Origin of the sequence: Citrobacter sp. Cf132, assembly GCF_030333885.1 — a bacterium.
GTDB lineage: Bacteria > Pseudomonadota > Gammaproteobacteria > Enterobacterales > Enterobacteriaceae > Citrobacter > Citrobacter freundii.
On the sequence record NZ_JAOWFA010000051.1, the window covers coordinates 145,802 to 170,317 of the forward strand.

Annotated in this window: 21 protein-coding genes; 6 read left to right on the top strand and 15 right to left on the bottom strand. The window is 53.2% G+C overall.

Annotation, left to right across the window (positions count from 1 at the left end; translation table 11 throughout):
• Positions 1-30: 30 nt before the first annotated feature.
• From lolE to lolC, 3 genes are read right to left on the bottom strand one after another with little or no spacing between them, the layout of a single operon-like run.
• Positions 31-1,275: a lipoprotein-releasing ABC transporter permease subunit LolE gene (lolE, locus tag OGV85_RS09505; RefSeq protein WP_003030804.1), complete on the bottom strand. Its 1,245-nt coding sequence runs from the start codon at positions 1,273-1,275 to the stop codon at positions 31-33.
• Positions 1,275-1,976, bottom strand: a complete 702-nt coding sequence (lolD, locus tag OGV85_RS09510) for a lipoprotein-releasing ABC transporter ATP-binding protein LolD (protein ID WP_003030805.1) — start codon at positions 1,974-1,976, stop codon at positions 1,275-1,277. Before lolD ends, lolE begins: the two co-directional genes overlap by 1 nt.
• Positions 1,969-3,168, bottom strand: a complete 1,200-nt coding sequence (gene lolC / locus OGV85_RS09515; protein WP_003030806.1) for a lipoprotein-releasing ABC transporter permease subunit LolC — start codon at positions 3,166-3,168, stop codon at positions 1,969-1,971. The genes lolD and lolC overlap by 8 nt, the downstream gene beginning before the upstream one ends.
• A 261-nt stretch (positions 3,169-3,429) precedes the next feature.
• Here lolC and OGV85_RS09520 point away from each other — a divergent pair, with 261 nt between their 5' ends.
• The 3 genes from OGV85_RS09520 to ldtC all read left to right on the top strand — a co-directional run bounded on the left by OGV85_RS09520 (position 3,430) and on the right by ldtC (position 9,174).
• Positions 3,430-4,494 (top strand): acyltransferase family protein, encoded by a 1,065-nt coding sequence (locus OGV85_RS09520; RefSeq protein ID WP_061547877.1) that lies wholly within the window; start codon positions 3,430-3,432, stop codon positions 4,492-4,494.
• A gap of 118 nt (positions 4,495-4,612) precedes the next feature.
• A complete protein-coding gene (gene mfd, locus OGV85_RS09525) occupies positions 4,613-8,059 on the top strand; it encodes a transcription-repair coupling factor (protein ID WP_061547876.1) in 3,447 nt (1,148 codons plus the stop codon).
• Positions 8,060-8,208: 149 nt separating this feature from the next.
• Entirely contained in the window at positions 8,209-9,174 is a 966-nt protein-coding gene (gene ldtC, locus OGV85_RS09530; protein ID WP_061547875.1) for a L,D-transpeptidase LdtC, read from the top strand.
• Between the two features lie 86 nt (positions 9,175-9,260).
• Here the strand turns inward: ldtC and bhsA are convergent, their stop codons facing one another.
• Entirely contained in the window at positions 9,261-9,518 is a 258-nt protein-coding gene (gene bhsA, locus OGV85_RS09535) for a multiple stress resistance protein BhsA (RefSeq protein ID WP_003030810.1), read from the bottom strand.
• A gap of 242 nt (positions 9,519-9,760) precedes the next feature.
• On the opposite strand from bhsA, the gene comR reads away from it, so the two are divergent.
• Positions 9,761-10,396: a TetR family copper-responsive transcriptional repressor ComR gene (comR, locus tag OGV85_RS09540; protein WP_003030812.1), complete on the top strand. Its 636-nt coding sequence runs from the start codon at positions 9,761-9,763 to the stop codon at positions 10,394-10,396.
• Between the two features lie 255 nt (positions 10,397-10,651).
• A complete protein-coding gene (locus OGV85_RS09545; RefSeq protein ID WP_046670504.1) occupies positions 10,652-12,832 on the top strand; it encodes a TonB-dependent siderophore receptor in 2,181 nt (726 codons plus the stop codon).
• A gap of 57 nt (positions 12,833-12,889) precedes the next feature.
• Here OGV85_RS09545 and OGV85_RS09550 read toward each other — a convergent pair whose 3' ends face one another.
• From OGV85_RS09550 to hinT, 8 genes are all read right to left on the bottom strand, one after another.
• Positions 12,890-13,429, bottom strand: a complete 540-nt coding sequence (locus tag OGV85_RS09550) for a glycine zipper 2TM domain-containing protein (RefSeq protein ID WP_032936150.1) — start codon at positions 13,427-13,429, stop codon at positions 12,890-12,892.
• 168 nt (positions 13,430-13,597) lie between these two features.
• A complete protein-coding gene (ndh, locus tag OGV85_RS09555; protein WP_003030815.1) occupies positions 13,598-14,902 on the bottom strand; it encodes an NADH-quinone dehydrogenase in 1,305 nt (434 codons plus the stop codon).
• A gap of 236 nt (positions 14,903-15,138) precedes the next feature.
• Positions 15,139-15,681, bottom strand: coding sequence for an alpha/beta hydrolase YcfP (gene ycfP, locus OGV85_RS09560; RefSeq protein WP_003030817.1), 543 nt, complete (start codon positions 15,679-15,681; stop codon positions 15,139-15,141).
• 21 nt (positions 15,682-15,702) lie between these two features.
• A complete protein-coding gene (gene nagZ, locus OGV85_RS09565) occupies positions 15,703-16,728 on the bottom strand; it encodes a beta-N-acetylhexosaminidase (protein ID WP_003841848.1) in 1,026 nt (341 codons plus the stop codon).
• 10 nt (positions 16,729-16,738) lie between these two features.
• Positions 16,739-17,563, bottom strand: a complete 825-nt coding sequence (thiK, locus tag OGV85_RS09570) for a thiamine kinase (protein WP_003030819.1) — start codon at positions 17,561-17,563, stop codon at positions 16,739-16,741.
• Positions 17,544-18,185: a penicillin-binding protein activator LpoB gene (gene lpoB / locus OGV85_RS09575; protein WP_003030820.1), complete on the bottom strand. Its 642-nt coding sequence runs from the start codon at positions 18,183-18,185 to the stop codon at positions 17,544-17,546. Before lpoB ends, thiK begins: the two co-directional genes overlap by 20 nt.
• 13 nt (positions 18,186-18,198) lie before the next feature.
• Positions 18,199-18,573 (bottom strand): YcfL family putative periplasmic lipoprotein, encoded by a 375-nt coding sequence (locus OGV85_RS09580; protein ID WP_003841845.1) that lies wholly within the window; start codon positions 18,571-18,573, stop codon positions 18,199-18,201.
• A 2-nt stretch (positions 18,574-18,575) separates the two neighbouring features.
• Positions 18,576-18,935: a purine nucleoside phosphoramidase gene (gene hinT, locus OGV85_RS09585; RefSeq protein WP_003030826.1), complete on the bottom strand. Its 360-nt coding sequence runs from the start codon at positions 18,933-18,935 to the stop codon at positions 18,576-18,578.
• Positions 18,936-19,284: 349 nt separating this feature from the next.
• On the opposite strand from hinT, the gene fhuE reads away from it, so the two are divergent.
• A complete protein-coding gene (gene fhuE, locus OGV85_RS09590; protein ID WP_061547874.1) occupies positions 19,285-21,471 on the top strand; it encodes a ferric-rhodotorulic acid/ferric-coprogen receptor FhuE in 2,187 nt (728 codons plus the stop codon).
• 22 nt (positions 21,472-21,493) lie between these two features.
• Here fhuE and paaY read toward each other — a convergent pair whose 3' ends face one another.
• The 3 genes from paaY to paaK form a co-directional block, all read right to left on the bottom strand.
• Complete coding sequence (gene paaY, locus OGV85_RS09595; protein WP_003030829.1) at positions 21,494-22,090, bottom strand: phenylacetic acid degradation protein PaaY; 597 nt, start codon at positions 22,088-22,090, stop codon at positions 21,494-21,496.
• An 11-nt stretch (positions 22,091-22,101) separates the two neighbouring features.
• Positions 22,102-23,028, bottom strand: a complete 927-nt coding sequence (paaX, locus tag OGV85_RS09600; RefSeq protein ID WP_161799265.1) for a phenylacetic acid degradation operon negative regulatory protein PaaX — start codon at positions 23,026-23,028, stop codon at positions 22,102-22,104.
• A gap of 158 nt (positions 23,029-23,186) precedes the next feature.
• Positions 23,187-24,503, bottom strand: a complete 1,317-nt coding sequence (gene paaK / locus OGV85_RS09605; protein ID WP_048219086.1) for a phenylacetate--CoA ligase PaaK — start codon at positions 24,501-24,503, stop codon at positions 23,187-23,189.
• Positions 24,504-24,516 lie beyond the last annotated feature (13 nt).

Here is a 24,516-nt window from a genome sequence, read left to right on the forward strand (position 1 = left end):
CAGCATGAATGCTGTCGTGTATTATTGTTGTTATTGGCCGCTAAGTACTCTCGCAGGATCAATATTGCTGGCGCGACGCGCCGGATACCAACTTGCCAAAAGACTCAGCACGAGTGCTGTCACCAGCACGTAAATCACATCCAGCCAGTGTAATTCCGATGGCAGGAAGTCAATGAAATAGATATCGCCGGACAGGAACTGATGACCGATAAGCGCCTCGATTCCGTTGATGATCGGCGTCAGTTGCAACGAGACAACCACCCCAATGACGACGCCTATCAGGCTACCGAACAGACCCGCCAGCAGGCCGTACCAGACAAAAATGGCACGGATCAACCCATCTTTTGCCCCAAGGGTTCTTAATACCGCAATATCGCCGCTTTTGTCTTTTACCGCCATCACTAACGTGGAAACGATATTAAAGCAGGCCACACCAATCACCAGCACCATCGCCAGATACATAATGGCGCGAATCATCTGGATATCGCGATACATATAGCCGTAAGTACCGATCCAGCTCTTAATATAAACATAGTTATTGGTGACTTCACCCGCGTCGCGCACCAGCTTATTGGCGTTAAACACGTCGTTAACCTTCAGCGCAATCCCGGAAACGCTGGTTCCCATATCCAGATATTGCTGCGCATCTTCCATTGGGATCATGGCAAAGCTGTGATCGAGCTGACCGCTCAGCTGCAGAATTCCCGTTACGTGCAAACGCACGCGTTTAGGCTGCTGTAATTTATGATCCGCGCTGGCGTTAGGGATCATAATCGACACCCAGTCGCCCTGCTTCACCTTCAGCGCATCGGCAATACCCTTACCAATGATGATTTGTTGTTCACCGGCTTTAAAATTATCCCAGGCATGGTTTTGCACGAAGGATGGCAGTGCGCTTAAACGCTGTTCCTGTTTCGGGTCAACGCCCTTCACCTGCACCGCGCGTAAGTTCGCCCCGCTCTCTACCAGTCCGGTAAAGTTGATATAAGGCGCCGCGGCGACAATACCCGGCACTTTTTGTACTTTGTCGAGCGCTTCCTGCCAGTTATTCCACGGCTGATTTACGGCTTCAATCTCTCCGTGTGGGACTACGGCCAGAATACGGTTGTTCAGCTCACGCTCAAATCCGTTCATGGCACTTAAACCAACGATCAACACCGCCACACCCAACGCGATGCCAACGGTGGAAATCACAGATATCAGCGAAACCATACCGCCGCGCCGCCGACCACGGCTAAAGCGCAGACCAATCAATAACGATAAAGGCGAAGCCATTACTCAGCTCCCATCAGGCTCAGTTCAGCCGTCAGGCGACCATCGCGCATTTCAAGCTGGCGGCTCATCCGCTTCGCCAGTTGCAGATCGTGCGTCACCACCAGAAATGCCGTGCCCTGAGAGCGGTTCAGCTCGCCCAGAAGCTCGAAAATGCTGTCCGCGTTACGCGCATCAAGGTTACCCGTTGGCTCATCCGCCAGGACCAGACGCGGGTTATTCACCAGCGCACGAGCGATGGCCACACGCTGGCGTTCGCCGCCAGACAGTTCAGACGGGCGATGACTGGCACGATGATCCAGTCCTACGGCTTTCAGCATATCCCGTGCGCGCTCGGTTATTTCAGCCGGTTTTTTCTTGCCTATCAGCAGCGGCATCGCTACGTTTTCCAGCGCGGTAAAGTCCGGTAGTAAATGGTGGAACTGGTAAATAAAGCCCAGCTTCTGATTGCGCAGTTCCGCTTTCGCCGCCGACGAGAGCTTGCTCATTGGCTGACCGCTAAAAATGACGTCGCCGGAAGTCGGGGTATCCAATCCGCCCAGCAGATGCAGCAGCGTACTCTTGCCGGAGCCAGAGCTGCCGACAATCGCCATCATCTCACCTTCGCCGACGCTAAAACTGACATCGTGCAGGACATCGGTCTGCACAGTGCCTTCCTGATAGCGTTTGCACAGGTTGTCGCATTGCAACAGGATCTTATTCATAACGTAAAGCCTCAGCGGGTTGAGTGGCGGCAGCGCGCCAGGAAGGATAAAGCGTAGACAGCAGCGCGATGGCCATCGCCACCAGCGCAATGACGATAACCTGCAGCGGCTCGATAGCGACCGGCAGCGCCGCGCCATCCAGCAGCACACCAATAATTGGCATTAAATTGTTCAGTTGACTGGCGAGCAATGCACCCAGCACCGCGCCAAGCAGCGCGCCGATAATCCCGGCACTGGCCCCCTGAACCATAAACACCATCATTATCTGACGCGGCGTTAGCCCCTGCGTTTGTAGAATCGCCACTTCCCCTTGCTTCTCCATTACCATCAGACCCAGCGAGGTAATAATATTAAAAGCCGCCACAGCCACGATCAGGCTAAGCAGTAGCCCCATCATGTTCTTCTCCATGCGCACGGCCTGGAACAGTTCCCCTTTGCGCTCGCGCCAGTCCTGCCATTTGGTGCCCTGCGGCAGCGTTTGCTGGCTCAGCGTATCAACTTTTAACGGTTCGTTCAGCCACAGACGCCAGCCGGTAATATTGCCCACCGGATAGCGCATCAGGCGGGAAGCATCCTGAATGTTGGTTAGCATCTGGTAGCCGTCTACTTCGCTGTTGGCGGCGAAGGTGCCAATCACCGTAAACAGACGCTGGCTCGGCAAACGTCCCATCGGCGTAAACTGGCTGGCCGAAGGCACCATCACGCGAATTTGATCGCCACGGTTCACGCCCAACTGCCCGGCAAGCTGCTCGCCGAGGATGACATTATACTTACCCGGCTGCAGATCTGTTTGCTTCACATTGACCAGATACGGCGTTAACGGATCTTTTTGCGCCGGATCGATACCGAGCATCACGCCGACCGCCACGCTACGCGCGCTTTGCAGCACCACATCTCCCGTAGTTATGGGTGCAACTCGGTTGACGCCGTTCAACACCACCGCTTTTTCCGGCAGTTGTTGCGGGTTGAGGGAACCCTGTTCAGACGAGAGAACGGCCTGAGGCATCAGGCCAAGAATATTGTTTTGCAGCTCGCGCTCAAAACCGTTCATCACCGACAACACCGTGACCAGCGCCATTACCCCGAGGGTAATGCCAATGGTGGAGAGCCAGGAAACGAAGCGACCGAAGCGATCTGCTGCACGCCCACGCATATAACGCAGGCCGATGAATAGAGCGACAGGTTGGTACATGAAATCCGTCTGGTTGCTGTTAGCAAAGTCACGAGTATATAAGCGAAAGCGGAATGGGTAAATGACTGAACCGTAAGTGTTCGTCAGCACTATTCCTAAAAGTATAAATAAATCAATTCGCTAAAGCTGTCCCTCTTCCCTTCCATCCTGGTCCCTGATCTTTATCTTAAAAAATCAAAATGCAGACAGTTACGCATTACAGCGCACAGCGGGTTGCGCAGGATGGCAGGCTATAACCAACAATATGGATACGCCGTCTCGATGAATAAAAAAGAACCATGGATTAATCAAATCAAAGGGTTATGTATCTGCCTGGTGGTGATTTACCACTCGGTAATCACATTTTACCCGCACCTCACTACTTTTCAGCATCCGCTTTCAGAGCTGCTGAGCAAATGCTGGATTTACCTCAATTTGTACCTGGCGCCGTTTCGCATGCCGGTCTTTTTCTTTATTTCGGGATATCTGATCCGTCGCTACATTGATAGCGTCCCGTGGACCACCTGCGTGGAAAAACGGATCTGGAGTATTGCCTGGGTGCTGATTCTCTGGGGTGTAGTGCAATGGCTGGCGTTAGTGACGCTCAATAACTGGCTGGCCCCACAGCGCGATCTGAGCCATGCTGCCAACGCCGCTTATGCTGGTTCGATCGCAGGTTTTACCCACGGGATGCTGACCGCCAGTACCAGCTTGTGGTATCTGTACGCGCTGATTGTCTATTTTGTTCTGTGTAAAATTTTCAGCCGTTGGGCGGTGCCGCTGTTGGCGTTATTTGTGGCGCTGAGCGTGGCGATCAACTTTGTCCCGACGCCGTGGTGGGGAATGAACAGCGTGATTCGCAATCTGCCCTGGTACAGCCTCGGTGCATGGTTTGGCGCAACGCTGATGGTATGGATTAAGGAGGTGCCCCTGCGCCGCCATGCGCTCATTGTTCTGGTTAGCGCAATCGCCGCCATCGTCGCGTGGCTGGCAAATGTCTCACTATTACTTTCTCTTCTTTCCATTGTGCTGATCATGAAGCTGTTTTATCAATTTGAGCTGCGCTTTGGTATGCGTGAGTCCGGCCCGTTAAGCGTGATTGGTGCCAATACCATCGCCATCTACACCACCCACCGAATTCTGGTTGAGCTATTCAGCTTAACGCTAATCCCCAACATTAATCATGCCGCCTGGCCTGCATATGCAGAGCTGGCCCTGCTACTGGTGTATCCATTCGCCTGCCTGCTGCTGTGCACCTCGTTTGGCCTGTTGGTGCGTAAAATTTCACAAAAAACAGTGGCCGACCTGCTATTTTCCCCGCCTTCTTTATCGGTCGTTTCGCGCTAACCCCAACGCGCTTTTTGCCCCCATCAGGGGGCGAATCAATTTGCTTATGAGAAACGATCACGGATAATAAAGAACATTGCTTATCAGATGTATATCTAAACGAGAACCTGACAACCGAATGCCTGAACAACATCGTTACACGCTCCCAGCGAAAGCTGGCGATCAGCGCCAGTTGGGTGAGCTTACCGGTGCCGCCTGCGCAACGCTGGTCGCCGAAATCGCCGAACATCACGCCGGTCCAGTGGTGCTGATCGCGCCGGACATGCAAAATGCTTTGCGCCTGCATGATGAAATTCGTCAGTTTACCGACCAGATGGTGATGAACCTGGCCGACTGGGAAACGCTGCCCTATGACAGCTTTTCTCCCCATCAGGAGATTATCTCTTCGCGTCTCTCTACGCTGTATCAACTGCCTGCCATGCAGCGAGGCGTACTGATCGTTCCGGTAAATACCCTGATGCAGCGTGTCTGTCCGCACAGCTATCTGCACGGGCATGCGCTGGTCATGAAAAAAGGTCAGCGGCTTTCGCGCGACGCCCTGCGCGAACAGCTGGATAGCGCTGGCTATCGCCATGTTGATCAGGTCATGGAACACGGCGAATACGCCACGCGCGGCGCGTTGTTGGATCTGTTCCCGATGGGCAGCGAGCTGCCTTATCGTCTGGATTTCTTTGATGACGAAATCGACAGCCTGCGTCTGTTTGATACCGACACCCAGCGCACGCTGGAAGAAGTCGATGCCATTAATTTGCTTCCCGCGCACGAATTCCCGACTGACAAAACGGCCATCGAGCTATTCCGTAGTCAGTGGCGCGATACCTTTGAGGTTAAACGCGACGCCGAACATATTTATCAGCAGGTCAGCAAAGGCACGTTACCTGCGGGTATTGAATACTGGCAACCGCTGTTTTTCAGCGAGCCGCTGCCGCCGCTGTTCAGCTACTTCCCCGCCAATACGTTATTGGTCAATACCGGTGATATCGAGACCAGCGCAGAACGCTTCCAGGCCGATACCCTGTCACGCTTTGAAAATCGCGGTGTTGATCCGATGCGCCCGCTTCTGCCACCGGAATCGCTGTGGCTGCGGGTTGATGAGCTGTTTTCTGAACTTAAACGCTGGCCGCGCGTTCAACTGAAAACCGAGAGTCTGGCGAACAAAGCTGCGAATACCAACCTCGGGTTCCAGAAGCTGCCGGACATCGCCGTGCAGGCACAGCAAAAATCACCGTTAGATGCGTTACGTAAATTCCTTGAGGGCTTTACCGGACCGGTGATTTTCTCGGTCGAAAGTGAAGGCCGACGTGAAGCGCTTGGCGAGTTGCTCGCTCGTATCAAAGTGGCACCGAAGCGGATATTGCGACTCGATGAAGCCGTAGATAACGGTCGTTATCTGATGATTGGCGCAGCTGAGCACGGCTTCATCGATAGCAAACGCAATCTGGCACTGATTTGTGAAAGCGATCTGCTTGGGGAACGCGTGGCGCGTCGCCGCCAGGATTCGCGTCGCACCATCAACCCGGATACCTTAATTCGTAACCTTGCAGAGCTGCATCCCGGTCAGCCGGTAGTGCATCTGGAACACGGCGTGGGTCGCTATGCCGGGATGACCACGCTGGAAGCGGGCGGTATCACCGGTGAGTATCTGATGCTCACCTATGCCAACGACGCCAAACTGTACGTGCCGGTATCGTCACTGCATCTGATCAGCCGCTATGCGGGCGGTGCAGAAGAGAATGCGCCGCTGCATAAACTGGGCGGCGATGCCTGGTCACGCGCCCGACAGAAAGCCGCTGAGAAGGTGCGCGATGTCGCGGCAGAGCTGCTGGATATTTATGCCCAGCGCGCGGCGAAAGAAGGCTTTGCCTTTAAGCATGACCGTGAACAGTATCAGCTGTTTTGCGACAGCTTCCCGTTTGAAACCACGCCTGACCAGGCGCAGGCGATCAACGCTGTACTCAGCGATATGTGTCAACCGCTGGCCATGGACCGCCTGGTGTGCGGCGACGTCGGTTTTGGTAAAACCGAAGTCGCGATGCGCGCCGCCTTCCTTGCCGTAGAGAACCACAAACAGGTTGCCGTGCTGGTTCCGACTACCCTGCTCGCACAGCAGCACTTCGACAACTTCCGCGATCGTTTTGCCAACTGGCCGGTACGCATTGAGATGTTGTCCCGTTTCCGTAGCGCCAAAGAGCAAGCGCATATTCTGGAGCAGGTTGCCGAGGGGAAAATTGATATTCTCATCGGTACGCACAAACTGCTGCAAGCAGATGTGAAGTTAAAAGATCTGGGTCTGCTGATTGTCGATGAAGAGCACCGTTTCGGCGTTCGCCACAAAGAACGCATCAAGGCGATGCGTGCGGATGTCGATATTCTGACCCTGACGGCAACGCCTATTCCGCGTACGCTCAATATGGCGATGAGCGGCATGCGCGATCTGTCGATCATCGCCACGCCGCCTGCTCGTCGTCTGGCGGTCAAAACCTTCGTGCGCGAATACGACAGCCTGGTAGTACGCGAGGCGATCCTGCGTGAAGTTCTGCGCGGGGGACAAGTTTATTATCTGTTTAACGACGTCGAAAATATCCAGAAAACCGCTGACAGATTAGCAGAACTGGTGCCGGAAGCGCGTATTGGTATCGGCCACGGGCAAATGCGCGAGCGCGAGCTGGAACGCGTGATGAACGATTTCCACCATCAGCGTTTTAACGTGCTGGTGTGTACCACCATTATCGAAACCGGGATCGACATTCCGACCGCCAACACCATTATCATCGAACGTGCCGATCACTTTGGTTTAGCGCAATTGCACCAGCTACGCGGTCGTGTGGGACGCTCACACCATCAGGCGTACGCCTGGCTGCTGACGCCGCATCCAAAAGCAATGACCACCGACGCGCAAAAGCGTCTGGAAGCCATCGCCTCGCTGGAAGATTTGGGTGCAGGATTTGCGCTGGCGACCCACGACCTTGAAATTCGCGGCGCCGGGGAACTGCTGGGTGAAGATCAAAGTGGTTCCATGGAAAGCATCGGCTTCTCGCTGTATATGGAGCTGCTGGAAAACGCGGTCGATGCGCTCAAAGAAGGGCGTGAGCCGTCACTGGAAGATCTCACCAGCCAGCAAACCGAAGTTGAACTGCGTATGCCGTCTCTGCTGCCGGATGACTATATACCGGATGTTAACACCCGACTATCGTTCTACAAGCGCATTGCCAGCGCGAAAGGCGAAAACGAACTGGAAGAGATTAAGGTCGAGCTGATAGATCGTTTTGGCCTGCTGCCCGACCCGGCTCGTACGTTGCTGGATATCGCTCGTTTACGCCAGCAGGCGCAGAAACTGGGGATCAGAAAGCTCGAAGGTCATGACAAAGGCGGTACCATTGAATTTGCCGAGAAAAACCACGTCAACCCGGTCTGGCTGATTGGTTTACTGCAAAAACAACCGCAACACTTCCGTCTGGACGGCCCAACCCGACTGAAATTTATGCAGGATCTGGGCGAGCGTAAAACGCGGATCGACTGGGTCCGCCAGTTTATGCGTCAGCTTGAAGAAAACGCCGTAGCATAGTGAACAGGCCGGGTGAGCACACCACTCACCCGGCCTGATGAATTTACAAACTCTTTGCACTTCCCTGCACTTCCAGACACAGCAAACCGCCATAATTCTCGTTTACTTTTACATAATAAAAACCACGTAAAAACAATGGATTTATGGTGATGTTAAACAATAAACGACTCTCTCGCTGGCTCGCGTTTTTTACGCTGGCAGCGACCTTCGCGTTAGCACTTCCGGCTCAGGCAAACACCTGGCCGCTGCCACCGCCGGGAAGCCGTCTGGTGGGCCAGAATACCGTTCACGTTGTTGAAGACAATGGCGGTTCTCTGGAGGCGATTGCGAAAAAATATAATGTCGGCTTTTTAGCGCTGCTGCAGGCCAACCCCGGCGTTGACCCTTACGTACCACGTCCGGGCAGCGTGCTGACTATACCGTTACAAACTCTGCTACCTGACGCCCCGCGCGAAGGTATTGTTATCAACCTCGCCGAACTGCGTCTTTATTATTACCAGCCGGGGACCAATTCGGTGACCGTTTATCCTATTGGTATTGGCCAGTTAGGTGGTGACACGCTGACGCCTACGATGGTAACCACCATTTCTGATAAACGCGCCAACCCCACCTGGACGCCGACGGCAAATATCCGCGCGCGATACAAAGCAAACGGAATTGACCTGCCTGCCGTTGTACCTGCCGGTCCGGATAACCCGATGGGCCATCATGCAATTCGCTTAGCGGCATACGGCGGCGTTTATCTGCTGCACGGCACCAATGCTGACTTTGGCATCGGCATGCGCGTCAGTTCCGGCTGTATTCGTCTGCGCGACGGTGATATCGAAACCCTGTTCCGTCAGGTAACGCCCGGAACTAAGGTCAATATTATCAATACGCCGATCAAAGCATCCGTTGAGCCTAACGGCGTGCGGCTAGTAGAAGTGCATCAGCCGCTGTCCGAAAAAATCAATGACGACCCGCAACTGCTGCCAATCGTGCTGAATTCGTCCATGCAGACATTTAAAAATGCGGCGCAAACAGATAGCGCCGTCATGGATCATGCGATGGAGATTCGCTCAGGCATGCCGGTCGATGTGACCCGTCATCACGACGTTGCTCAACAACCGCTGTAAACGTAGCGTATTAAAAAACCCCCGCTGGATTTTATTCCGCGGGGGTTTTTTATTTAACTCGCAGTGGCATTGCGATGGGTTAAATCTTATTTGTAGATAACAGCAGTCCCATGAAGGGTGTTAGGACCGGTAACGGAAGTAATACGGAAAGACTTCGCACCCATCTCATCGGCTTTCTGCGCCAGTTGATCTTCCAGTGAACCTAAGTTAGTCCCCGCATTCGCAGAAATAGTACCAACTTTCTCTTGACCCGCAGGTGTGGACTGAACTTCAACAGCGGCAAAGCTTGCAAATGACAGTGAGCTAAGAACAGCAGCAACAAACAGTGTTTTTACGTTTTTCATGATAGTGACCTTTAGCAGATGAATGGGTGTCGAAAAGATTAACTTAACGATCGATAGGTAAATCATAGATGTGATCCAGGTCACACGTCAATGTTTTTTATAATGATCGTTATATAAAATATAAAGGTCTTATTTTTCATACCAATAGCTATAATTTATTTTTATCGTGAATCCGCTGGAGTGTGCAGTCGAATATTTTTATAATGGTTATTCAATAAACCCAACAAAGGTACATCGGCGCCATGACAACTGAAACGACAGGTTGTGCAAAAAAAAGCCGTGGCCGACCAAAAGTGTTCGACAGGGAAGCCGCGCTTGATAAGGCCATGACACTCTTCTGGCAGCACGGATATGAAGCGACCTCGCTCGCCGATCTCGTAGAAGCTACCGGCGCAAAAGCGCCCACGCTGTATGCGGAGTTCACCAATAAAGAAGGGTTGTTCCGTGCCGTACTGGACCGCTACATCACCCGCTTTGCGGCGAAACACGAAGCCCAGCTGTTTTGTGAAGAAAAAAGCCTTGAGTCCGCACTGGAAGACTATTTCACCGCCATAGCGACCTGCTTTACCAGCAAGGACACCCCGGCGGGATGTTTCATGATTAACACTTCTGCGACGCTGGCAGCCTCTTCCCGTGATATTGCGCACACGGTGAAATCCCGCCATGCAATGCAGGAACAGACGCTTACTCAGTTTCTTCATCAGCGTCAGCAACGTGGTGAAATCCCCGCCTACTGTGACGTGCAAAAACTGGCTGAATACCTGAACTGTATTTTACAAGGTATGTCGATCAGCGCCCGTGAAGGTGCAACGTTTGAAAAACTGATGCAGATCGCACGTACCACCCTGCGGCTGTGGCCCGAACTCGTCAAAGCTTAACCCTTTCCCGCAATTCCCCCGCTGTACTAACACCCCCGGGAGCTAATAAAGCCCCCGGTTAGATTCCCGTTCCATTGTCCCTACATTTCTCATTGTTTTCATCGTGTTATCCGATCATTTTTTGTAAAGGGTATTGATAACGACAATTGTTATCAGCAATATTCGCATTTGTTTTAATGCCTGTTTCACAATGTAACCATCGGTTTCTCTACCGCCATAACAAAAACAGATCGACTCTTTTTAAAAGGAATACAAATGAATAAGCGTCTCTGGGTGCTCAATCCTCTCCTGTTGTCTTTAACCCTCCCGGCCATTGCGGCTGAGGAAGAGAACCTCATCGTCAGCGCCAACCGTAGCCAACGCACCGTGGCAGAAATGGCGCAAACGACCTGGGTTATTGAAGGAAGCGAGATTGAACAACAGGTTCAGGGGGGGAAAGAGTTCAAGGATGTTCTTGCTCAGTTAATCCCAGGAATCGATGTCAGTAGCCAGGGGCGTACAAACTACGGCATGAACATGCGTGGTCGCGCCATTGTCGTGCTCATTGACGGTGTCCGTCTGAACTCCTCGCGAACCGACAGCCGTCAGCTTGACTCCATTGACCCGTTTAACATTGCGCACATTGAAGTCATTTCAGGCGCAACCTCACTTTATGGCGGTGGCAGTACCGGCGGATTAATCAACATCGTCACCAAAAAAGGCCAGCCGGAGCGTGAAGTAGAACTCGAACTGGGGAGCAAAAGCGGCTTCAACAACAGTAACGATCATGATGAACGCGTTGCCGCGGCGGTGAGTGGAGGAACAGATCGCGCTTCCGGGCGTATGTCCGTCGCGTATCAACGATTTGGCGGCTGGTATGACGGTAATCACGATGCCCTGCTGCTGGATAACACCCAAACCGGGCTACAGCACTCCGATCGTCTGGACGTGATGGGCACCGGGACGATTGAACTTGACGACAACCGTCAGTTGCAACTGGTTACACAGTATTACAAGAGCCAGGGGGATGATGATTACGGGCTGGATCTCGGCGAGAACATGTCCGCCGTAACCGGAAACGGTAAAGCTTATACCAGCAGCGGACTGAATTCCGATCGTATTCCCGGAACCGAACGTCATCTGATCAGCCTGCAATATTCAGATGCGGATTTTTTCGGCCAGAACCTGGTCAGCCAAATCTATTACCGCGACGAATCGCTGAAATTCTATCCTTTCCCGACGCTCAGCAAAGGTAAGGTCACCAGTTTCTCCGCATCTCAGCAGGACACAGACCAGTTTGGCGCCAAAATTACCCTCAACAGCCAGTTGATGGATAACTGGGAGCTGACGTGGGGTATCGATGCCGATCACGAGACCTTCGATTCCAATCAGAAATTCTTCGATCTGGCCTGGTCCCTGCCCTCCGGCGGCATGGATAACCGCACCGCTTATACCACCGGGCGTTACCCCGGTTACAGCATCACCAACTTTGCGCCTTTCCTGCAAAACAGCTATGACATTAACGACATCTTTACCCTCAGCGGCGGCGTGCGCTATCAATGGACCGAAAACAGGGTTGATGATTTCGTTGGCTATGCTCAACAGCAGGGAATCGCGACCGGGCTTGCGAACTCTGCCGATACCATTCCGGGCGGCAAAACCGATTACGATAATTTCCTGTTCAACGCCGGTATCCTCGCCCATCTGACTGACCGTCAGCAAACGTGGTTTAATTTCTCTCAGGGCGTGGAGCTTCCGGATCCAGGGAAATATTACGGTAACGGCACCTATTCGCTGGTTGGCGATCATTACCAGCTCCAGCGCAGCGTCAACGTGGCGGATTCACGTCTGGAAGGGATTAAAGTTAACTCGTACGAACTGGGATGGCGCTACACCGGCGATAGTCTGCGCACGCAACTGGCCGCTTACTACTCGACTTCGGATAAATCGATCGTTATCAACCGCAGCGATATGACCATTAACGTTCAACCCGACGATCGCCGCATTTATGGCCTTGAAGGCGCGGTGGATTATTTCATTGCGGATACGGACTGGAGCCTGGGCGGCAACTTCAATGTCATTAAATCGGAAGTGAAACAGAACGGTAAATGGCAAAAATGGGATGTGACTCTGGCCTCACCGTCGAAAGCAACCGCGTGGGTCGGCTGGGCACCAGAACCGTGGACCTTACGCGTACAGAGCCAGCAAACATTTGATCTGACCGACGCCAGCGGCAATAAGCTGGATGGCTATAACACCATGGACTTTATCGGCAGCTATCAGCTCCCGTTGGGTAAGCTGACCTTTAGCGTGGAAAACCTGCTGAATGAAGAGTACACCACGCTGTGGGGACAACGTGCGCCACTGCTGTACAGCCCAACCTACGGCAGTCCGTCACTGTATGAGTACAAGGGCCGGGGCCGCACCTTTGGTCTGAACTATGCCTTAACCTTCTGATAAAAAAAGCCCCCCAGCCTGAGCGAATGGGGGGCTAATGTTCAGGATAATGCTATTTTACGCTTTGTTATTCAGTATCAACTGTCCGTTGTTATCCAACGGAATTTGCGCGCCGGGGTCCTTATCCATACGGATTTTCCCCTGCTGATCGCCAATTTTGTACGTCACGTCGTAGCCCAGCATCTTTTCAGATTTGTCATACACCGTTTTACAACGCTGCTGCGTGGTGGTGTAAGTATCGTTTTCCTGCATCGAACCCTGAATCTGATTACCTGCATAGCCGCCGCCTAAAGCCCCGGCCACGGTAGCAATATCTTTACCACGTCCGCCGCCAAACTGATGGCCAATAACGCCACCCGCAACCGCACCCAATACGGAACCCGCAATACGGTTTTCATCTTGTACCGGCTTACGGTGCGTGACAGTTACGTTCCGGCACTCCTGACGCGGTGTTTTTACCGACTCTTTAATCGGTGTTGCAGAGACAACTTGCGCATACTGTGGGCCACGCTCGAAAACGTTCAGACTGGCCACTGCTGCAACACCCAGCGCAGCAGCTACGCCAATCCCTATACCCGCCAACATTGATTTATTCACGGGACTTCCTCCTTTTTTGCTATTAGCAACAACTTTGCAACAGAAGGTAAGGAATGCCAATCAGATTACGGATGAAAATAGCAGGATGAGGCACGAACGCAGGATGATTCGGAGAACTCTGAAGGAAGGCGCCGGATGCGTAAAATCATCCGGCGCCACAAGTCGATATTAATGCAGTTTCAGACGCGGGCGAATCACCCGGTTGATACTGCCGACCAGCATCATCAGGCCGGTTTTGAAGTAGCCGTGTAAAGCAATCTGGTGCATGCGGTACAGTGAGATGTATACAAAGCGCGCAATACGCCCTTCCACCATCATCGAACCACGGGTCAGGTTGCCCATCAGGCTACCCACGGTAGAAAAGTTAGAGAGCGAGACCAGAGAGCCGTGATCTTTGTACTGATACGCTTTCAGTGGCTTGCCGTTCATCTGTGCCAGAATATTGTTCATCGCACAGGTCGCCATCTGGTGTGCTGCCTGAGCGCGCGGAGGCACAAAACCCCCTTCCGGGCGCGCGCAGGAAGCGCAGTCGCCAATCGCGTACACGTCAGGATCGCGCGTGCTCTGCAAAGTTGGCTCAACCACCAGTTGGTTAATACGGTTCGTTTCGAGACCGCCAATGTCTTTCATAAAGTCTGGCGCTTTGATACCCGCCGCCCACACCATCAGGTCGGCTTTAATGTATTCGCCATCTTTGGTGTGCAGTCCGCCTTCGTCAGCGCTGGTAACCATCGTCTGGGTCAGTACGCGTACGCCCAGTTTGGTTAACTCATTATGCGCAGCACCGGAAATACGCGGCGGCAACGCAGGCAGAATGCGCTCGCCAGCTTCCACCAGCGTAACGTTCAGCGCGTCGTTGGTCAGTCCTTTGTAACCATAGCTGTGCAGCTGTTTTACCGCATTGTGCAGCTCAGCGGAGAGCTCAACCCCCGTCGCACCACCGCCCACAATGGCGATATTCACTTTTCCGTTAGCGCCCAGATTCGCGGAATACTTCAGGAACAGATTCAGCATCTCCTGGTGGAAACGACGCGCCTGATGCGGGTTATCGAGGAAAATGCAGTTTTCTTTCACGCCAGGAGTGTTGAAATCGTTGGAGGTACTGCCCAACGCCATCACCAGCGTGTCATACGGCACTTTACGCTCAGGAACCAGCAGATCCCCCTTCTCATCGCGCAGCTCAGCGAGAGTAATGGTCTTCGCTTCACGATCGATATCTATCACCGAACCTAACTGAAACTGGAAGCCATGGTTACGGGCATGTGCCAGATAGCTCAGCGCATCCACGCCTTCATCCAGTGAACCCGTAGCCACTTCATGCAGTAACGGTTTCCACAAATGACTGTGGTTTCTGTCTACCAGTGTGATTTTGGCCTTTTTCTTACGCCCGAGTTTTTTACCCAACTGCGTCGCCATTTCCAGTCCGCCAGCACCGCCGCCGACAATCACGATCCTTTTCAATGGTGTAGTCAACGTGACCCCCTCAAATTTATTAACCAATTGTTAATTAAAAGTTATTAATATAGCTCTTAATTAACAACAAGTTACAGTAATGAAAATGTTCTTCGAGAGTGAGAATAACACGAACGGTGCATTGGTCATACCAAAATTGATGTGTATCAAGTTTTGATGCTGAAAAGATAGACAACCGGAACTTTAAGAACAAAAAAACCAGCCCGATGGCTGGTTTTTTACGCATTCAATAAGGATTAACCTAACGTCTTGAACGCTTTGATGCGCTGCAAATGCGGAGAGATATTCTTAAACTTATGCGTCTGCTCTTCGTCCCAGACTATCTCGTAAAAGTGATGCAGCTCTTCCGACGAACGCTGGCTATTGAGCGCTTCATCATGACGCGACAGGATAACCAGACAGCGATCGCGATTCTTTTCGCGGAAATTAGTCACGCATTTTGTTGCGATGTCTGCATACTCCTCAGGCCGGTCAATTTTGCCTTCCATGTTCTCATACGGGAACAGGTTAGGATTAAACACGACCTGACGAATATCACACAGAAAACCAATCCGTTCAGCCCAATATCCCCCGAGCCCCACACCACAAATCAGCGGACGGTCATCCACATTCAGCTGCAGCATTTTGTCCACTTCTTTCAGCAGATGCTGCATATCATGTTTAGGATGCCGCGTACTGTAGCTAATCAGCCTGACATCCGGGTCGATGAATTGCAGCTGCAACACCTTCTCATGGTTGCCCGGGCTGTTAGAGTCAAAACCGTGTAAATAGATAATCATCGCATCCTCGCCAAACTTGCGTTAATGACCTGCTTTCTCTTCCTGCCAGCGCTCATGAAGCTGGTTTAGCTGAGCGCTTACCGTCTTCCAGCGTGCCGAATCCATCAGTTCCTGACGTGAAAATGAACCTTTATGATACAAACGTGTAACACGTTCTGCATTGATCGGCGACAGATTATCTAACACACTGACCGCTCCCTTACGATTATTGCAGACCAGGATCATATCGCAACCTGCATCCAGCGATGCCTGTCCACGCTGGGCATAGCTTCCCATAATCGCCGCCCCTTCCATCGACAAATCGTCGGAGAAAATGACACCATCGAAGCCAAGCTCCTGGCGCAGCACCGTTTTCAGCCAGTGAGGTGAGCCACTCGCCGGACGCGGATCTACATCACTGTAGATGACATGCGCAGGCATAATGGCATCCAGTTTGTTCTCAGTAATCAACGTCTGGAACACGGACATATCTTTCGCACGAATCTCGGCTTCTGAGCGAGGATCGGTTGGGGTTTCTTTGTGTGAATCCGCCGTCACGGCCCCATGACCAGGGAAATGTTTACCGGTCGTTTTCATGCCTGCGGCATGCATACCGTCAATGAAGCGGGTCGCCATCGCCAATGCTTTTAGCGGATCGGCGTGGTAAGAACGCTCGCCGATTGCGGCGCTGATATGGCCCACATCCAGTACCGGTGCAAAGCTGATATCAATGTCCATCGCGATCATTTCGCTGGCCATCAACCATCCGGCGTCCTGAGCCAGTTTGCCGCCCTCTTCCAGACCGTGCAGCGCGGCAAACGATTGAGCCGCAGGCAGGCGAGTAAAGCCTTCTCGAAAGCGCTGTACGCGTCCGCCTTCCTGATCTACCGCCACCACCAGATGGTTACGTGACGCAGTCCGGATTTGTCGCACTAATTCACGCAGCTGTTCCGGGTCATGATAATTTCGGGTAAAGAGGATCAACCCACCTACCAGCGGATGCGCCAGAATCTCACGCTCTTCTGCGTCCAGCTCATACCCTTCGACATCCAACATTACTGGGCCCACACTGCTCTCCTTATCCTTTCATTGTTAGCTGCCGCCAGGTTTCATCGGCCAGCCTGATAAATTGTCTATCACCGGTTTGCCGCCAGCGATACTCAAACCACCCCGCCTTCAACATCATTATCCAGGGTTGCCATTGTCTGACTTGTCGCCACAAAACGTCTGGCTCAATGTGCGCTCGTTGAGCGTAGGTGCTAACCAGCTGTTGGTGCTGGGATTCATCGCTGACCCATACCGCCGCCAGCTCCAGGGCAATATCACCGTCTCCGGCGTATTCCCAGTCAATCAGCCGCAGCCCTGAGGCTGTGCGTACGATGTTGTCACCGTGAACATCCATATGCAGCGGCCCCAGACGCAAAGGTCGAGGCTCACCTCGTTTCCTCAGCCGCTTCAGCGCGCGCAGCCAGCATGGTGTACGACGCGCCGGATCGCCACACTGCCAGTACTGTTCAAGTAGCGGCAGCAGGCTGATTCGCCAGCCCAATCGGGGTTGCTGGTGCAGATGATACAGTAAGCCTGCGAGTTCGTCGGCGTCCGGTAATCTGGATTCTGCCTTACCGTGAAAAAACTCGACGGCCATCCACCCACGCGTATAAAAATAAGGACGTGGCGCAAGGTTTTCTGGCAGGTGTTTTAACGCATGATATTGGCGTAAGAAATGCGATTCCGGCGCATCAGGGTCGTGATGACAACGCAGTACCAGCCGGTGAGAATGATGCTCAATGATGCAGCTCCCGCCGCTCAGGCCAGTTTGGCTGGCTGCGACGGGATGATACTGCGGGAAATAGCGCGACAACACTTCGCCGCGCGTGAGTCTGTTATTGTTGCTGAACGGCACCTTTACCTGACCAGATTATCTCGCCAGTTTGTACCAGCATTAATTGCATTTGCAGCGCAGGCGAATTGACGTTGCCGGATGCGCTGGAATAAAGCACATACTGCGCGCCAACGTTACGGGCGATACCAATCGCTTTACTGCGCGTTCCCAGGCTATCGTTCGGCGACAGACCTAACTGCTGCTTGGCGACTGCCAGTTGCTGAGCGGAAACCAGAGTAAACTTACCGTTATTCGCCAGAGCATTACGTAAGGTTTCGGTGGCTTCACCCGCGTTCAGCGAGCCGTTGGTGCGGTTATTCACGCTATCAACCAGCAGAACGCCGCCCGCTTTTACGCCGTCAGCCTGCAGCATTTTTCCGACCATCGGCTGCATAGCCCCGTTCCAGTCATAATGACGTTGACGTGGCGTCGGCTGCGCCGTTTGGTCCTCGTGCTCAATCGGACCCGGCTGCTGCGGTATGGTTGGCACCGTTGGCACTACCGGCACCGGCTGTTGCGGCTGCACAGGCTGTTCCGGCACTGGCTTGACTTCCTCTACCGGTGCGGGCTCTCGTTGCACCACACAGCCAGAGAGAAACATCGCCAGCGCGGCAACCAGTGCGTAGCGATTCATTTTGATCATCAAGATTCACCCCTTACAAATAAAGATAAAGTCTAACCTTGTGCGCCCCCAGAAAATTGGCGCTGCCGTACAGCGTCACCGACGAATGCGCCGGAATAGTCACGCTGCGCGGCGCTTCCAGAGGATGCATTTCCAGTCCTCTGGCGTCATACCAGTAAAACCGATAATGAACGGTGACGGATTCTTGTCTTTCGTTATAGAGTCGCGAGGATGCCGAGGCCTGAATATCAGACGTGGTTAACGTGGGCTGTTCTGCTGTTATACCTGCCGCCAGAATCGTTGACTCCATCACCAGCGACTGTTCATCACTTACCGGAATTTCTGGGTGTGTTCGACAACCCGCCAGTAGCAGCAAGCCCAGTGAAAGTGCAATGCATCCTCTGATCATGCCTACAGACCTTTATGCGCGAGCATTGGGCCAAGCGCACGGCCACCCAGCAGATGCATATGAATGTGATACACCTCCTGACCCCCGTGGCGGTTGGTGTTCATGATTAAGCGGTACCCATCTGCAGCAATGCCTTCCTGCTCAGCAATTTTCGCTGCAACGGTGATCATGCGGCCCAATGCCTGTTCATGTTCAGCCGTCACATCGTTGACGGTTGGGATCAGGATGTTAGGAATGATCAGAATATGCGTAGGTGCCTGAGGGGAAATATCACGAAACGCAGTGACCAGTTCATCCTGGTATACGATATCCGACGGAATTTCACGACGGATAATTTTGCTGAATATAGTTTCTTCTGCCACGACGTTTTCCTTTTTCATTAACAGCCCAAGCGTTTTGCCATGCTACGCCGGGTAACTCTGCGAGTATAGAGTATGAGCGAGTTACTCACGCTCTTTCAACTTTAACCCTCGATTTTTTAAGCGAAAACCCCAGTCAATGCTGCTCTTATAACCATTTCCCAGCGCTATTGCTCAAGCATAGTACTGAAACAATATTTCATTTATGTCGTAGCATCCGTTTACACATTAAGTGCTAATGCGTATATTTCGCATTTGTATTTACATGCGCATTTAATAATTTACAACCAAAGGGCTCATCACAACTACCGGTGATTCGAACTTAATATTAATAATTATCAAGGACTTTTCGATGTCTTTCACAACACTCAACGGGAATATTCAACGCCAACCGGGGCTTGCCCCTTCTGCGCTGGCAGCCTGCATTACGCTAGCGCTTTTACCTTCCACCAGCCTCGCAGCCCCTGCTGAAGAGACAGTGATCGTGGAGGGTTCTGCTCCAGCCGCATCCAGCGACGAACAGGATTACAGCGTTAAATCGACGACCGCGGGCACAAAAATGCAGATGACACAGCGCGATATTCCGCAATCGGTCAGCATTGTCAGCCAGCAGCGCATGGAAGATCAGCAGTTGCAAACGCTGGGCGATGTGATGGACAACACGTTGGGGATAAGCAAAAGCCAGGCGGATTCCGATCGCAGCAGCTATTACTCGCGCGGATTTCAGATTGATAACTATATGGTCGATGGGATCCCGACCTATTTTGAATCCCGCTGGAATCTCGGTGACGCCCTTTCCGACACCGCCCTTTTTGAGCGTGTCGAAGTGGTCCGTGGTGCAAACGGACTGATGACCGGGACGGGTAACCCTTCAGCCTCCATTAACATGATCCGTAAGCATGCCACCAGCCGCGAGTTCACCGGTAATGTTTCTGCAGAATATGGCAGTTGGAACAAACAACGCTATGTGACCGATCTGCAAAGCCCGCTTACGGCAGACGGCAATGTGCGCGGTCGCATCGTGGCGGGTTACCAGAATAACGACTCCTGGCTTGATCGCTACAATAGCGAAAAAATGTTCTTCTCCGGGATTGTCGATGCCGATTTTGGTGACACCACCAGCCTGTCTGCGGGTTATGAATACCAGCGCATTGATATCAACAGCCCAACCTGGGGTGGATTACCGCGCTGGAATACCGATGGCAGTAAAAACAGCTATGACCGTTCGCGCAGCACTGCGCCGGACTGGGCTTACAACGATAAAGACTTCAACAAAGTGTTTGTCACCATCAAACAACGTTTTGCCGATACCTGGCAGGCGACCATGAACGCCACCCACTCCGAGGTCAAGTTCGACAGTAAAATGATGTACGTCGATGCCTATGTTAATAAGGCCGACGGCACGCTGATTGGCCCATATGGCAACTATGGTCCGGGATATGACTACGTCGGGGGAACCGGCTGGAACAGCGGCAAACGTAAAGTGGATGCTGTCGATCTATTTGCCGACGGCGGTTACGATCTGTTTGGTCGTCAGCATAATCTGATGCTGGGCGGCAGCTACAATAAACAGAATAACCGTTATGAAAGCTCGTGGGCGAACGTTTTCCCCAACGAAATCGGCAGCTTCTATACCTACGATGGTAACTTCCCGGAAACTAACTGGAAACCGCAGTCATTGGCTCAGGACGATACCACGCACATGAAATCGCTGTACGCCGCAACGCGTATTTCGCTGGCCGACCCACTGCATTTGATTGTCGGCGCGCGTTATACCAATTGGCGTATCGACACCCTGACCTACAGCATGGAGCAAAACCACACCACCCCGTACGCGGGCCTGGTGTATGACATTGACGACAACTGGTCTACCTACGCCAGCTATACCTCAATCTTCCAGCCGCAGAACAAGCGCGACAGTTCCGGTAAATATCTCTCTCCGATTACCGGCAACAACTATGAGCTTGGCCTGAAGTCCGACTGGATGAACAGCCGTTTAACCACCACGCTCGCGGTGTTCCGCATTGAACAGGATAACGTAGCGCAATCAACCGGCGTGCCAATCGCCGGTAGCAATGGCGATACGGCCTTTAAAGCGATGGATGGTACAGTCAGCAAAGGGGTCGAATTCGAAATTAACGGTGCGATCACCGATAACTGGCAGATGACGTTTGGCGCGACACGCTATGTTGCTGAAGACAACGAAGGCAATGCTGTAAACCCTAACCTGCCACGGACCACGGTAAAACTGTTCACCCGTTATCGCCTGCCAGCCATGCCGGAACTGACCGTAGGCGGCGGAGTCAATTGGCAGAATCGTGTTTACAGCGATACGGTCACGCCTTATGGCACATTCCGCGCGGAACAGGGAAGCTACGCCCTGGTAGATTTGTTCACCCGTTACCAGGTAACAAAAAACTTCTCAGTGCAGGGTAACCTCAATAACCTGTTCGATAAAACCTACGACACGAATATCGACGGTTCTATCGTTTATGGTGAGCCGCGCAACGTCAGCATCACCGCCAGCTATCAGTTCTGACACCAGGTATTGCGTAGAATCGCTAACCCGCTGACTTAGGTTGCAAATTCTCATCAAACTCCAGCCGCTTTCTGTCGGGTTCTACCGCAGTCAGCGGCTTCACTTCTGCAAGCGTCTGCTGACAGCGCTCCACCAGCACCTGATATTCGCGAGTGCCCTGTTTTTTCCACACCAGCTCCTGCTCAGTTAACATGCGAATCGCTTTCGCCGGGCTGCCGACAATCAGATGGTTGGCAGGCATCTCGGCGCGCGCTTTCACAAACGCCGAAGCACCAACGATACTATTCTCACCGATTGTCGCGCCATCGATAATCACCGCGCTCATGCCGACCAGCGCGTTACGCCCTATCACACAGCCGTGCAGAATCGCTCCGTGGCCGATATGTCCGTCCTCTTCCACCACCGTATCCTGGCCGGGAAATCCGTGCATCACGCAGTTATCCTGGATATTCGCCCCATCTTTAACCACGATACGCCCAAAATCTCCGCGCAGGCTGGCATTGGGGCCAACATAAACACCTTTGCCGAGAATGACATCGCCAATCAGCACTGCGGTTGGGTGAACATAGCTTTCCGCAGGAACTACCGGGATCATCCCGTCAATCTGGTAAATCGGCATGGCTTCTCCTGTTACGCCTCGGCTAATCCGCCGAAGCGTTGATAATAGAGCGGCCCTGGCGCGGGTAGTTCCCCCACCGAGCTCTCGCCTTTTTCGCTGACGAAAACCTGGGCGCCGGGCGCAACACGTTGATAAATATTAATACACAGCTGACGCGCCGTCTGCCCTAGCCAGTGAGCAGGCAACAATTCTTCCGGCAGCAGCGGATCTTTGAGCACAACCCGACGATAAAGGTGAATGAGCAACAGGCGGATCTGGAAGCAGCGCTCTGGCGTAAGTTCGTCCGGCCCGACGTCACGCAGCAACGGTAACAACGGACGGAACAGAGTGATAAACGCCTCGTACATGGCATTTTGTTCGGTTAAGTGCCAGCACCCTTCTACCCGCTCACGCAGCGCGGCACGGGAGAGTGCCAACGGCGAATGCGCCTCAAAAACGATGACGTTTTCCGCCACCCCAGCTTCATGGAGCAGCGACTGGACGTCCGCCAGCTTTTGCGATGGTGACGCCAGCAGACTCGGCGCCAGTACGCCAAAACCTTGCCATAACAGCTGCTTTTTAACTTCGGCGAGGGTGTTTTTTTCCAGCCCTTCGGAGAGCAGCAGCAGCCAGGTACCGTCCCACTCAGGGGCGCTGGCACGGTAGATTTTGCTCTCGGCGCGACGCGTCAAGCGTAGCCCTTTATCGCTCAGGCGGTAGAAACTGCGTCGGCCGATACGTACCACGTCCAGCCATTCTTCTTTATTAAGGCGAAACAGTGCGGTACGTACAAAACGCTCACCGAAGCCAAGCCCTTCCAGCAGCGCGGCAACACTACCCAACCAGACTTCTCCACCGCGTTGCGATAAACAGTCCCCGTAAAGCGAGGCGATAAGCGAGGTGCCGCTGACCGGCATTGCGGTTACCGCCTGCTGAATAAAACTATCGAGCTTTTCCATATGATTCATACTGTTGTCTTTTTTGTGCTTTTTGAATCATAGCACAGGAATAGATCAGCGATACGCCAGGAGTTTGTAGGCCGGATAAGGCAACGCCGCCATCCGGCAGCGTTGCGCCATTGTGCCTGATGGCGCTACGCTTATCAGGCCTACGAGACTTAGCCGTTGGCGGCAGCTTTACGCAGGTCAAACACGCGGCAGGCCTTGCCTTCGGAGCGTGGAATGCTGCCGCAATTGACGATGCTGACATCCGTTGAAATGCCGACCATCGACTTAATGCGATGACGCAGATGGTGGCAAATCTGGCAGCGCTGCTCGTGGCTTAGCACCAGGCTACTCTCTTTAAGCTCCACGCGTACCGAAAGTGAATCAAGATGGCCACGGCGATCCACTTCAAGCTGATAATGCGGGGCCAGATGATCAATCTTGAGGATCTCTTCTTCCACCTGAGACGGGAATACGTTGACGCCGCGAATAATCAGCATGTCATCGCTGCGCCCGCTAATGCGATCCATACGACGCATCGTGCGCGCGGTTCCCGGCAGCAGGCGCGTCAGGTCGCGGGTACGATAACGAATGACCGGCAGCGCTTCTTTCGTCAGCGTGGTGAACAGCAGTTCGCCGTGCTCACCGTCAGCCAGTGGCGTACCGTCATCCGGATTGACCACTTCCGGGAAGAAATGATCCTCCCAGATTGTCGGACCATCACCCGTTTCGATGCACTCCATCGCCACGCCCGGTCCCATCACTTCCGACAGGCCATAAATATCGAGCGCCGTAATACCGAGGCGACGTTCGATCTCCGCGCGCATCCCCGTTGTCCACGGCTCTGCGCCAAAGACACCGGTACGCAGCGAACAGCCGCGCGCGTCACCGCCCATCTGGCGCTCCAGCTCTTCAATCAGGTTCAGGCAGTAGGATGGCGTAACCATGATCATGTCGGGCTTAAAATCACGGATCAGCTGCGCCTGTTTCTCGGTCTGGCCGCCGGACATCGGGATCACCGTCGCCCCTAAACGCTCGGCACCGTAGTGCGCGCCCAGTCCACCTGTGAAAAGGCCATAGCCATAAGCGACGTGGATTTTATCTTTCGCGGTACCGCCTGCGGCACGTAGCGAACGGGCGACGATGTTAGCCCAGGTATCGATATCATTTTGCGTATAGCCCACCACCGTCGGTTTACCCGTGGTACCGGATGACGCATGGATACGCACTACCTGCTCCATCGGTACCGCGAAGGTATCGAACGGATAGTTATCGCGCAGGTCCTGCTTGGTGGTGCACGGGAATTTGCTCAGGTCGCTCAGCTCACGGAAATCAGCCGGGTGAACCCCCGCCGCATCAAATTTGCGGCGGTACATCGGCACGTTTTCATAGGCGTGTTTTAACGTCCATTTCAGGCGCTCGGTCTGCAGAGCGACTAATTCGTCACGCGATGCGGTTTCAATTGGATCTAATTTTGTTGTAGTTGTCATGTTGTAGGGTACT

Bases quoted from the DNA above. Each gene is read 5' to 3' on its own strand.
- lolE (WP_003030804.1), bottom strand. From the start codon at position 1,275: ATGGCTTCGCCTTTATCGTTATTGATTGGTCTGCGCTTTAGCCGTGGT.
- lolD (WP_003030805.1), bottom strand. From the start codon at position 1,976: ATGAATAAGATCCTGTTGCAATGCGACAACCTGTGCAAACGCTATCAG.
- lolC (WP_003030806.1), bottom strand. From the start codon at position 3,168: ATGTACCAACCTGTCGCTCTATTCATCGGCCTGCGTTATATGCGTGGG.
- OGV85_RS09520 (WP_061547877.1), top strand. From the start codon at position 3,430: ATGAATAAAAAAGAACCATGGATTAATCAAATCAAAGGGTTATGTATC.
- mfd (WP_061547876.1), top strand. From the start codon at position 4,613: ATGCCTGAACAACATCGTTACACGCTCCCAGCGAAAGCTGGCGATCAG.
- ldtC (WP_061547875.1), top strand. From the start codon at position 8,209: ATGTTAAACAATAAACGACTCTCTCGCTGGCTCGCGTTTTTTACGCTG.
- bhsA (WP_003030810.1), bottom strand. From the start codon at position 9,518: ATGAAAAACGTAAAAACACTGTTTGTTGCTGCTGTTCTTAGCTCACTG.
- comR (WP_003030812.1), top strand. From the start codon at position 9,761: ATGACAACTGAAACGACAGGTTGTGCAAAAAAAAGCCGTGGCCGACCA.
- OGV85_RS09545 (WP_046670504.1), top strand. From the start codon at position 10,652: ATGAATAAGCGTCTCTGGGTGCTCAATCCTCTCCTGTTGTCTTTAACC.
- ycfP (WP_003030817.1), bottom strand. From the start codon at position 15,681: ATGATTATCTATTTACACGGTTTTGACTCTAACAGCCCGGGCAACCAT.
- lpoB (WP_003030820.1), bottom strand. From the start codon at position 18,185: ATGATCAAAATGAATCGCTACGCACTGGTTGCCGCGCTGGCGATGTTT.
- OGV85_RS09580 (WP_003841845.1), bottom strand. From the start codon at position 18,573: ATGATCAGAGGATGCATTGCACTTTCACTGGGCTTGCTGCTACTGGCG.
- fhuE (WP_061547874.1), top strand. From the start codon at position 19,285: ATGTCTTTCACAACACTCAACGGGAATATTCAACGCCAACCGGGGCTT.
- paaY (WP_003030829.1), bottom strand. From the start codon at position 22,090: ATGCCGATTTACCAGATTGACGGGATGATCCCGGTAGTTCCTGCGGAA.
- paaX (WP_161799265.1), bottom strand. From the start codon at position 23,028: ATGGAAAAGCTCGATAGTTTTATTCAGCAGGCGGTAACCGCAATGCCG.
- paaK (WP_048219086.1), bottom strand. From the start codon at position 24,503: ATGACAACTACAACAAAATTAGATCCAATTGAAACCGCATCGCGTGAC.